This window comes from Vagococcus lutrae (genome assembly GCF_023299185.1).
Classification (GTDB): Bacteria; Bacillota; Bacilli; order Lactobacillales; family Vagococcaceae; genus Vagococcus_A; species Vagococcus_A lutrae.
In genome coordinates this window covers 986,728-1,000,452 of record NZ_CP097017.1, presented here as the reverse complement: position 1 = coordinate 1,000,452, position 13,725 = coordinate 986,728, and the positions used below count along the sequence as shown (strand labels likewise).

The window sequence follows — 13,725 nt, the reverse complement described above, 5'->3', positions numbered from 1 at the left end:
CAAAGTTTAAAAAGAAATAAGATTTTCACTTAATTGTTTCAAAATTATGCTAGAGTGCCTAATAATAGATTAATTTCATGCACGACTGAAAAGCCAAAGAGATTAACGTCTCTTTGACTTTTTTTATATAGGGCATGAATCGTTTCAATTCCTTTTATCGTGAATGAAGCAGTCCTTATGGACTGATATAATTTGTGTCTTTTCTTAATTGACCGGTGATCTTGTTCGATAATATTGTTTAAATATTTACTTGTTCGATGAGAAGTATACGTAAATTCTCCCTCTGATTTAAGTTGATTAAATGCACTTCTTAGAGAAGGAGCTTTATCCGTCACAAGAACTCTAGGTTCTCCAAATTGCTTGATTAATCGTTTGAAGAACGCATAAGCTGCTTGTTTATCACGATTTTTTCGTAACCAAATATCTAATGTCATTCCTGAAGAATCAATCGCACGGTATAAATAATGCCACTTTCCTTTTACCTTAATATAAGTTTCATCCATTCTCCAAGAATCACCAACAGATTTATTTTTTTTCTTCCATAAACAGTAAATAATCTGACTGTATTCTTGTACCCACCGGTAAATAGTTGTATGACAAATACTGATTCCTCGGTCATTCATAATTTCAGAGACTTCTCTATAACTCAAGTTATATCTCAAATAGTAGCCTACAGCTACCATAATAATATCTTTTTGGAATTGTTTCCCCTTAAAATGAGTCATTTTGAATCTCCTAGTCAGTTTTTATCTTAAGTTTAGCCTAAACCAGTGGATTTGAAAATCTTTGCAACAGAACCATTTACTTTAATAGGAGAGAAGTCTTATCTTCTCTCCTATTAATGATTTATATCGGAAGCCAGCAGTATAAATATTGGAGGGATTTTGATTGAAATATGTAGTTAATCCATATTTGATATATGAATTAGAAGATGAAAACACAACAATAATCCAAACTAAAGATAATTCTTTCGCAACTAAAAATGAGGCTCTGGTTAATTTTCTCAGATATATGGAAGAAAATAAAATCGAAAATATTACTTTTAATGACTTTATGGTAATTTTCAAAGAAGAGAATATTGCTAATGAATCAATAAAGTTTTTAATGGATTCATCAATCATCAAGGGAGAGAACAGTACATATTTATCAAGTATAAACGATATAGTAATCTTCTCAAATAGTTCGAAATTTTTAGAATTGTCTAGAGATATTTGGAAAGAAGATCATGAGATAAGGTCACTCGACGAATTTAAAGATCAAAATTACGAGGATAAATTAATTATTGTTTGTTTAGATCCGTTTAGTTTACAAAAGTTAAAAGAAATAGTTAGTTTTATAAATAAAGATAGTACGAATGTATATAAATTTGTTTTTGCATACAATCATAGTCTTTACCTTAGTAACTATTATTCTCCTAGATGGGGAAATCCTTGCCCTCTATGCTTCTTTTATAGTATTGAATCTCAACTAAGAGGTAGTCAATCAGGTAAAAATAATTTGAATTTTCAAGTTATGGTAGATTTGTTTTACAATGAGAAAGGTTTTTTTCAATATGATGGGTTGTTAAATAAAAGTGATTGGCTACCGGTAATCAATCAACTACACAAAGAGCAAAAAATGTCCAAAGCCAACTTTAGTATAATTGATGATGTTTTAAAGATTGACTTAAATAACTTTTCATTGAGTTATGATACTTGTTATTTTTGGGAAATGTGTGATTGTTATGAATAAGTACTATTGGAATGAGTATCAATCACAATTTGTTGACAAATCAGCCCATTCCTCATTTGAAGGTGGTAAAAGTGGTTGATGAGAATTGGTTTCCACACATGAATCCTATTTTATATAATGAGAGTGTGTATGCTTTTGTTCAGTCGATTTGTGGAAAAGAACTAGATAAAAGCATAGAGTATATTCCTTTTCCATAAATTCATCGAAGGAGAATATTATGTCAAATGTCATTACTATCTGCAAACTAAATATATCATTACTATTAAAAGACAAACTATCTTTTTTTTGGTCACTAGGGTTGCCTAGTATAATGCTTTTTTTTAACAGTAGGAATATAACAACCGTTTATGATTTAACTTACTGGTGGATATATATTGTATTCAATGCTTTTGTTTACGGTGTAGGATTGTTTGCTTTAAATGAGAAAGATACAGGTGCACTATCCATAATATTTTCTATAAAGTGGATACCTGTAAAATTCTTTTTTGGACTACTTCTTACCCAACTAATTTATTCTATTGTTTGCTTAACTATGTTTAACCTCATACCTGCCTTATTTTTCAATTTAAATTATATTCATTTAACAGTGTTATCATTGATAACAATTATAGTAGTTTTACCTGTAGCGTTCATCGGATATAATATAACCTACTTAAGAAATCTTTACTCGTCGACCGTTTCATCCATATGTAATATGGTAATATTTTTATTTTTTATATTGATAGGAATAGATACACCAGTAAATTACATTAATCCCTTTATTATTATTGGAGATGTGATGAATGATTTAATATCAGGTGATTTTCCAGTGTCTTACTTCCTGATTTGTATAATACTGATTATAGTAAGTATACCTAGTATTATTTTCTTTAAACCGTTATCTAGAGAAAGTAGATGATTTTGTGATTGTTATAGAAAATTTATTTATAAAAGAGATTGAAAAGGAAATAAATTGTAAGTTTGAAGAAGGAATTACTTATTTAAAAGGGAAAAACGGTAGTGGAAAAACGCTATTATTAGATTATATTAGTGGTCTAAGAAATCCACTTCCGAAAAATAGTAAAATAATTAATAATAATAGTTGTATTTATATGCGCCAGAACTTTACTTTTTATAGTCGATTAACTGTAGATGAGTTTATTCACTTTGTTGAGGGGTTGACCAATGAATCAAAAAAAATTTCCTGAATTTATTAGATACATACTTTCCTGATATAAATTTTGAAAAGTATAAGAAAAAGAAATTAGGTTTATTGTCAGGTGGGGAACGAAGGCTAGTATACATCCTTTCAATTCTCAGTATAGAAAGGAAATGGTATATTCTAGACGAGCCTTTTAGCAATCTTGATCAAGAAACAAGAGACATACTAATGATTATAATAAAAACAATGAGTAGAGAAAAGAAAGCAAATTTTATATTGACAGCCCATGAGAACCTTTCCCTTGATAATTTACATGTTTTAGATTTCAGTTCTATTATCAATGAAAGTAAATAGGTTTGATAAAAATCATAACTTTAAAATTAATTTCAGGAGTTTAATATAAAAAACAGAGGGTCAGAAACTTAAAAGTTTTTGATCTTGTTTTTGACTCCAAATTTCATAGCTCGTTCAGCGGCTCGATTAATTAGGTCATAAAGTACTCCATTAAAAAAATTTACTTCTACAATGACCGTGCGATTATTGTTGATAAATCAATAAAAGAGTATTGTTGTGTGTCAGACCGATTGGGGATTTTGAAGGTAAAAGATATGGTTGGTTTCTTCATATGCAATGAGAATCTTAAAGAGAAAGAAAATCAGCTGAAGAACCAAAAGTACAAAAAAGTAGATTCGATGATCGATCGGTATACTAAATTATAAAGTATGATTAATAGTGTTTTAGTACCATAAAAGAATTCCTTTGTTTACTTATACACCAAAAAGGTGTATAATAGGCGTATAGAAAGAAGGGATTATATGTCAACAAAAGAAAGATTGAATGTTAATTTGGATTCGGAATTGAAAAAAGATACAGCTGAAACACTAGAAGCATTGGGACTTGATTTTACAACTGCCATTAATATCTACTTCAAACAAATCGTTAGCAAGCAAAAGATTCCTTTTGAAATATCTGTCCCAAAATATTTTTCTGCTGAGGAAGTTATGGGAAAAAATTGGAGAGATGACTTAGATACCGTTGAGGACGAGTGGGAATGAGTTACAAAATAAAATTCACTCCTGCTTCTAAAAAAGATTATGACAAACTTGACAATAGTCAAAAACTCCAAGTGAGGAAATCCTTGCAAAGAATTGAGGAATTTGGATTAGATACTGGGCAACCTCTTAAGGGAAAACTAGCAGATTGCAAAAAAATGAAACACAAAAAATTAGGCTTGCGAGTGATATTCAAACAGTCTGATTTGGGTATTGAAATAATTGAAATTGTAGTAATTGGCAAAAGGGACGAAAAAGAAGTGTATAAGAAAGCTGAAAAAAGATTGGGTAGGTAGATGCAAGGTTCTGTTGCAAAGTTTAAAAAGAAATAAGATTTTCACTTAATTGTTTCAAAATTATGCTAGAGTGCCTAATAATAGATTAATTTCATGCACGACTGAAAAGCCAAAGAGATTAACGTCTCTTTGACTTTTTTTATATAGGGCATGAATCGTTTCAATTCCTTTTATCGTGAATGAAGCAGTCCTTATGGACTGATATAATTTGTGTCTTTTCTTAATTGACCGGTGATCTTGTTCGATGAGAAGTATACGTAAATTCTCCCTCTGATTTAAGTTGATTAAATGCACTTCTTAGAGAAGGAGCTTTATCCGTCACAAGAACTCTAGGTTCTCCAAATTGCTTGATTAATCGTTTGAAGAACGCATAAGCTGCTTGTTTATCACGATTTTTTCGTAACCAAATATCTAATGTCATTCCTGAAGAATCAATCGCACGGTATAAATAATGCCACTTTCCTTTTACCTTAATATAAGTTTCATCCATTCTCCAAGAATCACCAACAGATTTATTTTTTTCTTCCATAAACAGTAAATAATTTGACTGTATTCTTGTACCCACCGGTAAATAGTTGTATGACAAATACTGATTCCTCGGTCATTCATAATTTCAGAGACTTCTCTATAACTCAAGTTATATCTCAAATAGTAGCCTACAGCTACCATAATAATATCTTTTTGGAATTGTTTCCCCTTAAAATGAGTCATTTTAAATCTCCTAGTCAGTTTTTATCTTAAGTTTAGCCTAAACCAGTGGATTTGAAAATCTTTGCAACAGAACCGATACATTAAATCAACTACCAGAAGTTAATGATTGTATTTTACATAGTGATCAAGGCTCTGTGTATACATCTTACAACTATCAGCAAGAAATAACGAAAAGAGGCATTACCATGAGTATGTCCCGTAAAGGGACTCTTGCCGATAATGCCTGCATCGAATCGTTTCATTCCTCTCTAAAGTCTGAAACGTTCTATCTCGATAGACTCAATAATGAGCCTACATCTATTGTCATTCAAATCGTGATAGATTACATTAAGTATTATAATAAAACACGAATTCAACAAAAATTGGGATACAAGTCACCGATAGAATATCGGCAATCTGTAACCCAATAAGAAAGCTTTTTTGATACTGTCCCATTTTAATGGGTCAGTTCCGAAGAGTTAAGTCGTCTTTTTGTCTCACTATTTTAATGTAAGTTTTACAACCACTTCACAACGAGCGGTTTGAGGGAACATATCGACCGATTGTAGATAGGCGACATGATAATGCTTAGATAGTGTTACTAGGTCACGCGCTAAGGTGGACGGGTTACAAGAAACGTAAACCAATGTCGGTGTCGGGTAGCGACAAAGGGCATCTAACAAAGCTTTATCGAGACCCGTACGTGGTGGGTCCACAATAATCCCGTCGAATGTCTGACCTTGTTTGAGCCATTTAGGTAGTAAGGCTTCTGCTGTTCCCACTTCATAGTGTGTATTAGTAACACCTAGTCGCCGTGCATTTTCTTTCGCGTCATCTATGGCTGAAGGAATAATATCCATTCCCCAGATACCGCCAACCTTTTTAGCTAAACTCAGTCCTATCGTTCCAACACCACAATAAGCATCCACGATATGATGATGTGGTTTTGCGTTAAGAGCTTTTTCGACTTCTTTGTAAAGTACTTCCGTCTGAGCGGGGTTTAGTTGGAAAAAAGCGCGAGCAGATAAGTCAAAGGTCACATCACGTAGGGTCTCTTCAATGCTTTCTTTTCCCCACAGATGATGCGTGACATCTCCCATAATAGTAGAGTCACGTGTTGGTTGCACATTGTGCATGATAGAGACGACTTGTGGGAACTCAGAAGTTATCATATCGATTAATACGCGTGATTTTGGTAAATGCTGACTATGAGTAATAAACACGACTTGTATCTCGTTAGAAGCGAGTCCTTCTCGAATCATGACCGTCTTTAAAATCCCTTTGTGATCGCGTTCGTTGTAAGCAGGTATATGAATAGTTTGAATTTTTTTAATAATTTGATTTAAAAGCGACATCGATGTAGGTTGTTGAATGTAACAATCATCTATTGCGACTAGTTGATGTGAATTTGGCTCATATAGGCCGGCAACGACTTCTCCGTGTTCTTCACGAATTTGAAATTGTAATTTATTACGATAGCGCCATGGGTTTTCCATCCCAATAGTGGGGTGCAGTGTATAGGACTGATAGCCTGCTGGTTTAAACTTAGCTAGAGCCTGTTTGACGACATCACGTTTATAAACTAACTGTCCTTCATAAGCCAAGTGTTGAAGCTGACAACCACCACAGCGGTCATAAAAAGGACAAGGAGGGACGACACGTTTTTTTGACGGTTTCAGTGCTTTAATCATCTTTGCTTCGATAAATGTGGGGGTCACGCGAGTGATTTTTGCCTTTACCGTTTCCTCTGGTAAAGCTCCCGTGACAAAGACTACTTTTTTCTTATAATAACCAATACCTTCACCATTAATACCTAAACGTTTAATTGGTAGTGTGATGATTTGATTGGGGTTACTCTTGGTTTTTACCGCCATTATTTTTCACCCTTTTATAGTTGTTTAGCCCAGTTTACCATATTTTTATCGTTTAGAAAGTAAAAATTAAGACAGAGAATCATAAGAATTTAAAGGGCAACTGTTGACAAATTGTCAGTTTATCCGTAACGTAGAAGAAAGTACTTGTCTTGAGGAAAAGGGGAAAACAGATGAAAGAATTAGAAGCACGTATTTTAAAAGACGGTAACGCTATTGCTGACGGTGTTTTAAAAGTCGATCAGTTTTTGACACACCAAGTGGATCCTGACTTAATGATGAAAGTGGGCCAAACATTTGCTGATTATTTTAAAGAAGCAGGTATTACAAAAGTTGTAACAATCGAAACGTCAGGCATTGCGCCCGCTTTGTATGCGGCTCAAGCATTAGGAGTGCCGATGATTTTTGCTCGCAAATCAAAAAGCTTAACGATGAAAGAAGAGTTATTGACTAGCTCGGTTTATTCATTTACAAAACAAACGACCTTTCAAGTGTCAGTTTCTAATAAATTTTTAACAGCGGATGACCATGCATTGTTAATAGATGATTTCTTAGCGAATGGACAGGCAGCGGAAGGATTAATCGAAGTATGTCAACAAGCCGGTGCATCAATCGCTGGTTTAGGAATTGTGATAGAAAAGTCGTTCCAAGACGGTCGCTCACTATTAGAAAAATATCCATTCCCTGTGGTATCACTTGCACGTATTGCCTCACTAAAAGAAAATGAAATTACCTTTACAGAAGCCGATATTTAAAAAGGAGTGAGTATAGATGAACGTCATATTCCATATTGATGAGCAAGAGAAATGGCCATTAGTTCTGGCTAACGTCCAAAACTTTGCTAATGAGATGACATCACGAGCAGCGACATATCATATTCTGATTTTAGCGAATGGACCGGCAGTACGCTTTTTAGAAAGTAAAGAGACTGTCGACAAAGTCAAGGCTGTTTTAGATGAATCGCGTGTGGCGTTATTACTTTGCCGAAACGCTTTAAAAGGACATGCTTTACTCGAACATGCTAATTTAAAGACCATTACGCACGAAGTGGTACCGGCAGGAGTTGTCGCATTAGCAGAAAAGCAACAGGAAGGCTATGCTTATATTCGCCCATAATAAAAAAAGTTATTCCAATTTTGGAATAACTTTTTTTGTTAGTGAAGGATATGACCTTCTTGTAATTTTTCATTTAGTTTTTTCGTAAAGCCTCTTACTTCAGGGAAGAATAAGACACCTAGTAAGAAGAAGGCAATACCGAAAATGAGTAAAATAACCATGGCTTTAATCGTGTTTGGCCAATAGATGCCTCCGACTGATTCACGTAGTAAGTTAACGGCATGGGTAAATGGTAGGAAAGGATGAATGAACTGGAAGAATTTACCAGACATTTCAATTGGATAGTTACCCCCACCACCGGAAATTGAAAGCACGAGAATAATGACGGCTGCCCCTTTACCTAAGTTGCCAAGCAAGGCGACAAGCACATAAACCATCATCATAAAGACAAATGCGATAAATAATGCGAATAAGACATTATACACAGGGTTAAATGCATACGTACCTAATAACCACAAGTTTCCACATGCTACAATCAATGCTTGGAAAAAGGCAACAGTTTGGAATGTAAGCATACGAGCTAAAAACTGTTGACGTTTGCTGTAACGTTTTTGATCGTCTTTTGATAAATGGAAATCGGTTGTTGCGATACTTGAAAATAGTACAGCACCGACCCATAAACATAGCGCTGTATAGAAAGGTGCGCTGGCAGAACCGTTATTTGGTACTGGGTAGACATCGTGTTGATTAATCATGACCGGATTGGCGATAAAATCACTTTCTGATTGAGCGTCGGATTTAAGAAGTTTGATTAATTCTGCTAAATCGACATCTTTTTGCCCCTCACGGATAAAGCCTGCTGCTTTATGAATACCACTCTTGATATTAGGCCAGTCATTTTGGATTAACGTAGTGGCTGAAGCCAAAGCTTTTTCAACTTCTGGGACTTTTTCATCCACCAACTTCATCGTTTTGTTTAAATCTTTTTTGACGCCTGGCCAGTCATTTTTAACAAAATTAGCTGCTAAGGCTAGTTTCTTTTCCGCTTCAGGCAAGTCATTTTCATACATAGCGACGGCTTTATTAATGCCATTAACGATTTTGTCCATGTTGCCATTTAACATGAGGTTGGCATCATGAATTTCTTTCTTGATAGCAGGTAATTCTTTTTGGTATTTTTCGAGTAAGCTAATAGCTTGTTTAATTGTTACAGATGTATTATTTAATAAGCCATTAATATCATTCAACATATTTTCATCGATAATTTTACCAGTTAAGTCTTTACCTTTTGTAATAATTTCAAAGGCAGTTTTTAAATCTTCTTGTAAAGAGCCAATAAAAAGATCTGATTTAATATCATCTAACGTTTTTTGGATAGCTGTTAGTTCACTGATAATCGAACTGAAATCAGGGTCTGTGATACTACCATCTCTGACACCTATTTCGATATGTTTAAGTTCTGTAGCGATGCCTTTTAAGCGATCGCTTTTAGAAGTTAATTCTTGGATTTTTGCATCGAATTTGTCTGTATGGAGTAAGTTAGCTAAACTTTGCAATAAGTTAGCAATGGAATCGAGATAAGACATTTGAATGTTAACAATTTTGTTAACATTTGCAATAGAATCAGCAATTTCATTTTTATTGTCTTCTATTAGGTTAAGAGATTCTAGAATATCAATAGCACTACCAACACCATTACTTGCTGCTGATGCGATATTTTTAACAGAACTTGCAATTAGCTCGGGTAAAGATTTACCATCTTCATTTGCTTTTTGAATAATAGCATCAATATCTGTTAAGACTTTGTTAGAATTATCCACAATGGTTTCGACTTCAGGTATCAGATATGAAACATCATCAATAATTTTTAACGCATTTGTTGCTTCTGAGATAGCACTATTCATCATAGTTTCGACTTGCTCAAAATCTTCATCGACCATAGCAATCTGACGGCCTGCGTCTTGTATTTCTGGAATTTTGTCTTGCAAGTCATAGACGATTTTCCCTTGTTTTTTAATCTCAGGCATTTTGTCATTTAACTCTACGATTTTACCACCGAGTTTATCAACTTCTGGAATGTAATCCATCACTTCATGTGCTTTGTCAATTTTCTTTTTATATTCAGGGAAATCTTGGTTGAGTTGCACGACCTTTTGAGCATAACCGTCGATATTATCGAGATTGTCATCTAATGTTAAAATTTTGCTGCTAATTTTGTTAATAGTCACAAGGTTACTATCTAAATCGTACCCGATGTCATTGAATACTTTTAATAACGTATCACTGACTGTTGCGACAAACTCTGTTGAGATAGTGTCTTTGATACCAGCTGCCCCTTTATCTGTAATCTTAGGTGCAATGGCGTTGATTTTTTGGTTGACGGAGTATTCAATTTTAGGCTTTTGAATATCTCCGCTGACAAAGCTGACGAGGTTTTCAGAGAAATCTTTCGGTAGGTAAATTCCTCCGTAATATTTTCCGCTTTGAACGCCTTTATCTAGCTCGGATTTAGATTTAACGAATTGCCAACCTACCTTATCATTATCTTTCAAGCCATCGATAATTTTATCCCCAATATTGACTGTTTGACCTAGTACTTCGGCAGTTTCATCATCCGAATAAACTGCAATGGCGATATCTTTTGTGTTTGAGTAGGGGTCCCATAATGCCGCAATGTTAAACCATGCGTAAAGTGATGGGATAATCATCAAGGCGATAATTAGTAAAAAAGTTAATTTGTTATCATAAATACGTCGCCAATCTAACTTATATAGTTCGAAGACGTTTTTAAATTTTTGCTTCATAGCACTCACTCCTTATCAATGTTCTAAGTTCCAATCATGCACTGGAAAGGTTTCATAACCTTGAAAAACTTCTGTAAAAACGTCTGCTACGGATATGTTTGCTAAAGAGTTTTTCCAAGACTCATCAGCCTGTGTAAAAAAATTAGCGATAACATAGTGCCCGTTTTGCGCTTCTTCATCAAATTCAGCAAACGCCTGTTTGAGTACGCCAATATCTGGGAAAGAACGAAACGGGCCTTCAATAGCTTTCACGACATCATAAAGCGAGATATCGTGTAATGCCTTGTTCAATTGGAATCCGCCACTGTTTCCTGAAACGCTAGAGACAATTTCCGCTACGACTAATTTCCGTAATAGTTTTTTTATGTAAGACTGTGAAACAGATAGTTTACGATAAATTGTTTCAGATGAGACAAGAGTCTCATGCGATTGTGTCGCAAGTATGGCGACAATCGCGACGGCTTGTTCGGTCGCATTAGTTAATTTCATTTAAATCACTCCATTAATAATAGGTCACAAATCATTATAGATTTTTTTTATCTATGATGCAACCAATTCGACCACTTTTTTAAAATTTTAAGGAACCTTAATAGTATGGTACGATAGAGAGGAAAAAAAGAGGATGAGGTTGGGGTTATGAATAAATTTAATTTGATTTTTAAAGACTTAGAAGAAAAAATAAGACAGGGAATTTATCAAGAAGGAGACTTACTTCCTAGTGAAAATGAACTGACCAAAACGTATGATGTTTCAAGAGAAACAGTTCGTAAAGCCTTGAATCTCTTATTAGAACACGGTTATATTCAAAAACAGCAAGGGAAAGGGTCTATCGTCTTACCGACTGGTCAATATCAATTTCCTGTTTCTGGATTAACAAGTTATAAAGAACTTGAACGCTCACAAGGGATTAAAGGAAACACAAAAGTAATAGTGAACGACTATCTGTCTTTTCCAGATGTGTTAAGAGAAGAAAGTGATATGCCTGAGGTGGCAGAAGTTCAGTATATTTTAAGAGAACGCTTAGTGAATGGTGAAGTCTTAATTTTAGATAAAGATTATTTTGATCCTGCGATTGTCCCACACATCCCCACAGAAGTAGCAGAAGACTCTATTTATGCCTATCTTGAAGGAGTACATCATTTAGATATAAGTTACGCTAAAAAAACTATTACGGTAGAGCCGGCTACAACGGAGGATAAAGAGTTAATGCAGTTGCAAGAGCCTTTTGTCGTCGTTGTGCGAAGTGATGTCTATCTAGATGATACGCGTCTGTTTCAACACACAGAGTCAAGACATCGCCTAGACCGATTTAAATTTGTGGAATTTGCACGTCGTAGAAATGTATAGTCGTTTATCACCATATAATAGTAGAAAACAGCTCACGCCTTTTGTCAAAAAGGAAGTGAGCTGTTTCTGTTAAGCGAGATAAAGTGCTAGTGTTTCATAAGGCTCTAGTGTCATCTCTTTTGTAAGTGGTCGTTTTGTACCATTTCCAATGAGCCACGTTGTATGGTCATTCAGATAATCATCAGGCAAAGTAATAGTCGCTTCTACATCTTGATAGTTATTAAGCACAAGAAGGCGTTCAGACTCATAAGTGCGTTCATAGGCCATAATTTCCGGATGCTCTAACTGATAAGCTTCATAGGAACCGTGTGAAATTACACGATAATCTTTGCGTAATTGTATTAATTTTTGATAGAAATAAAAGACTGAGTCAGGTTCGTTTAAAGACTGCTCAACGTGAATGCTTTCAGCACTTTTTCCTACACTTAGCCAAGGTTTTTCGTTAGAGAAACCTGCATGTTTTCCACCATTCCACTGCATTGGTGTCCGCCCATTATCACGTGATTTAGCACGTAGCATTTGTAAAGCTTTTTCCTCAGAAAGTCCGTCATCGCGTAATTGCTGATAGGCATTGTGGGACTCAACATCTTGGTAGTCTTCTAGCGAATCAAATTCTGGATTAATCATTCCGATTTCTTCACCTTGATAAATGTAAGGAGTACCGCGCAATAAGTGCATACTCGCTGCTAACATCTTAGCTGACTTTTCACGATAGCGCCCAGTATCACCAAAACGATTTAGCGCGCGTGGTTGGTCGTGATTATTCCAAAATAGTGCATTCCAGCCGTTACCGTCGTTCATTCCTTTTTGCCATTCATGTAAAATCTGCTTTAATGCCATAAAGTCATAAGGCATATCCGTCCATTTTTCTCCATTTTCATAATCTACTTTTAGATGATGAAAACTAAAGACCATTGAAAGCTCTTGGCGGTCTGGTTGTGAATAGAGTATCCCTTGGTCGACTGTCGTGGAGGACATTTCACCTACCGTGATAATGCCGTCATGTTGACCAAATGAAGCTTGATTCATTTCATGTAGATAATCATGAACGATTGGTCGATCGGTGTAAAGCAATTTATCATTTTCGCCAGGAAGAGCATCACGTAGCTCTTTATCTTTTCCTATAAGATTAATAACATCAAAACGAAAACCTTTAACGCCTTTGTCTAACCAAAAATTAACGACGTCATAAAGTTTTTTGCGTACAGGTTCGTGACGCCAATTTAAGTCGGCTTGTGACGGGTCAAAGAGATGTAAGTAATAATCACCCGTATCGCCAAAAGGTGCCCAGACTGGCCCAGAGAATTTTGATTCCCAATTAGTTGGCAAGGAACCGTCAGTTTTTAAAGGACGACGAATATAAAAATCTTGGTATTCTGGAACACCCGCTAACGCTTTTTGAAACCATTCATGCTCTGTCGACGTGTGATTAAAGACCATATCAAACATGATATCAATATTGACTGCCTTTAGCTTTGCGACTAACTTTTCAAAATCAGCCATTGTGCCAAATAGTGGGTCAATCTTACAGTAATCAGATACGTCATATCCATTATCTTTTTGAGGTGACGGGAAAATCGGATTTAACCAAATCATATCGATTCCTAATTCGTTTAAATACGGTATTTTTTCTATAATACCACGTAAATCACCAATCCCGTCGCCGTCACTGTCGCGAAAAGATTTTGGATAGATTTGATAAATTACTTTTTGTTTAAAATCTAAAGTCACATTAAA

At 35.0% G+C, this 13,725-nt stretch carries 12 protein-coding genes and 2 pseudogenes; 8 read left to right on the top strand and 6 right to left on the bottom strand.

The annotated features are described in order from the left end of the window. Nucleotides 1-44: 44 nt before the first annotated feature. Nucleotides 45-725 carry an IS6 family transposase gene (locus M2919_RS04790; protein WP_222317188.1) on the bottom strand — a complete coding sequence of 227 codons (681 nt, stop codon included), beginning with the start codon at nt 723-725 and terminating at the stop codon, nt 45-47. Nucleotides 726-888: 163 nt separating this feature from the next. Between M2919_RS04790 and M2919_RS04785 the strand changes: the two genes are divergently transcribed. The 4 genes from M2919_RS04785 to M2919_RS04770 all read left to right on the top strand — a co-directional run bounded on the left by M2919_RS04785 (nt 889) and on the right by M2919_RS04770 (nt 4,220). Continuing rightward, nucleotides 889-1,731, top strand: coding sequence for an McbB family protein (locus tag M2919_RS04785; protein WP_248849431.1), 843 nt, complete (start codon nt 889-891; stop codon nt 1,729-1,731). 902 nt (nt 1,732-2,633) lie between these two features. After that, the gene (locus M2919_RS04780) at nt 2,634-2,918 is read left to right on the top strand and encodes a P-loop NTPase family protein (protein WP_246616549.1); all 285 of its coding nucleotides are present in this window, start codon (nt 2,634-2,636) and stop codon (nt 2,916-2,918) included. Nucleotides 2,919-3,687: 769 nt separating this feature from the next. Beyond that, nucleotides 3,688-3,927: a type II toxin-antitoxin system RelB/DinJ family antitoxin gene (locus tag M2919_RS04775; RefSeq protein ID WP_222317195.1), complete on the top strand. Its 240-nt coding sequence runs from the start codon at nt 3,688-3,690 to the stop codon at nt 3,925-3,927. Continuing rightward, nucleotides 3,924-4,220, top strand: a complete 297-nt coding sequence (locus tag M2919_RS04770) for a type II toxin-antitoxin system RelE family toxin (protein WP_222317196.1) — start codon at nt 3,924-3,926, stop codon at nt 4,218-4,220. Before M2919_RS04775 ends, M2919_RS04770 begins: the two co-directional genes overlap by 4 nt. 60 nt (nt 4,221-4,280) lie before the next feature. Here M2919_RS04770 and M2919_RS04765 read toward each other — a convergent pair. After that, a pseudogene (locus M2919_RS04765) lies at nt 4,281-4,931 on the bottom strand (IS6 family transposase). A 74-nt stretch (nt 4,932-5,005) separates the two neighbouring features. On the opposite strand from M2919_RS04765, the pseudogene M2919_RS04760 reads away from it, so the two are divergent. Further along, a pseudogene (locus tag M2919_RS04760) lies at nt 5,006-5,341 on the top strand (transposase); the annotation flags it as partial. Nucleotides 5,342-5,410: 69 nt separating this feature from the next. Here the strand turns inward: M2919_RS04760 and rlmD are convergent. After that, complete coding sequence (gene rlmD, locus M2919_RS04755) at nt 5,411-6,784, bottom strand: 23S rRNA (uracil(1939)-C(5))-methyltransferase RlmD (RefSeq protein WP_222317198.1); 1,374 nt, start codon at nt 6,782-6,784, stop codon at nt 5,411-5,413. A gap of 170 nt (nt 6,785-6,954) precedes the next feature. Between rlmD and M2919_RS04750 the strand changes: the two genes are divergently transcribed. Together M2919_RS04750 and M2919_RS04745 are read left to right on the top strand one after the other, a co-directional pair. Beyond that, nucleotides 6,955-7,536 carry a xanthine phosphoribosyltransferase gene (locus M2919_RS04750; protein WP_023606578.1) on the top strand — a complete coding sequence of 194 codons (582 nt, stop codon included), beginning with the start codon at nt 6,955-6,957 and terminating at the stop codon, nt 7,534-7,536. Between the two features lie 16 nt (nt 7,537-7,552). Then, nucleotides 7,553-7,897: a DsrE family protein gene (locus M2919_RS04745; RefSeq protein WP_023606577.1), complete on the top strand. Its 345-nt coding sequence runs from the start codon at nt 7,553-7,555 to the stop codon at nt 7,895-7,897. A 38-nt stretch (nt 7,898-7,935) separates the two neighbouring features. Here M2919_RS04745 and M2919_RS04740 read toward each other — a convergent pair whose 3' ends face one another. Both M2919_RS04740 and M2919_RS04735 read right to left on the bottom strand, forming a co-directional pair. Further along, on the bottom strand, nt 7,936-10,641 hold the full coding sequence (locus tag M2919_RS04740) for a YhgE/Pip domain-containing protein (RefSeq protein ID WP_248849430.1): 2,706 nt from the start codon (nt 10,639-10,641) through the stop codon (nt 7,936-7,938). Nucleotides 10,642-10,656: 15 nt separating this feature from the next. Next, complete coding sequence (locus M2919_RS04735; RefSeq protein WP_248849429.1) at nt 10,657-11,130, bottom strand: Rrf2 family transcriptional regulator; 474 nt, start codon at nt 11,128-11,130, stop codon at nt 10,657-10,659. Between the two features lie 147 nt (nt 11,131-11,277). Between M2919_RS04735 and treR the strand changes: the two genes are divergently transcribed. Next, a complete protein-coding gene (gene treR, locus M2919_RS04730; RefSeq protein WP_023606574.1) occupies nt 11,278-11,988 on the top strand; it encodes a trehalose operon repressor in 711 nt (236 codons plus the stop codon). Nucleotides 11,989-12,057: 69 nt separating this feature from the next. Here treR and treC read toward each other — a convergent pair whose 3' ends face one another. After that, the gene (treC, locus tag M2919_RS04725) at nt 12,058-13,719 is read right to left on the bottom strand and encodes an alpha,alpha-phosphotrehalase (RefSeq protein WP_248849428.1); all 1,662 of its coding nucleotides are present in this window, start codon (nt 13,717-13,719) and stop codon (nt 12,058-12,060) included. Nucleotides 13,720-13,725 lie beyond the last annotated feature (6 nt).

Excerpts from the sequence above, each read along its gene's own strand:
- M2919_RS04790 (WP_222317188.1), bottom strand. The coding sequence starts at position 725 with ATGACTCATTTTAAGGGGAAACAATTCCAAAAAGATATTATTATGGTA.
- M2919_RS04775 (WP_222317195.1), top strand. The coding sequence starts at position 3,688 with ATGTCAACAAAAGAAAGATTGAATGTTAATTTGGATTCGGAATTGAAA.
- M2919_RS04770 (WP_222317196.1), top strand. The coding sequence starts at position 3,924 with ATGAGTTACAAAATAAAATTCACTCCTGCTTCTAAAAAAGATTATGAC.
- rlmD (WP_222317198.1), bottom strand. The coding sequence starts at position 6,784 with ATGGCGGTAAAAACCAAGAGTAACCCCAATCAAATCATCACACTACCA.
- M2919_RS04750 (WP_023606578.1), top strand. The coding sequence starts at position 6,955 with ATGAAAGAATTAGAAGCACGTATTTTAAAAGACGGTAACGCTATTGCT.
- M2919_RS04745 (WP_023606577.1), top strand. The coding sequence starts at position 7,553 with ATGAACGTCATATTCCATATTGATGAGCAAGAGAAATGGCCATTAGTT.
- M2919_RS04740 (WP_248849430.1), bottom strand. The coding sequence starts at position 10,641 with ATGAAGCAAAAATTTAAAAACGTCTTCGAACTATATAAGTTAGATTGG.
- M2919_RS04735 (WP_248849429.1), bottom strand. The coding sequence starts at position 11,130 with ATGAAATTAACTAATGCGACCGAACAAGCCGTCGCGATTGTCGCCATA.
- treR (WP_023606574.1), top strand. The coding sequence starts at position 11,278 with ATGAATAAATTTAATTTGATTTTTAAAGACTTAGAAGAAAAAATAAGA.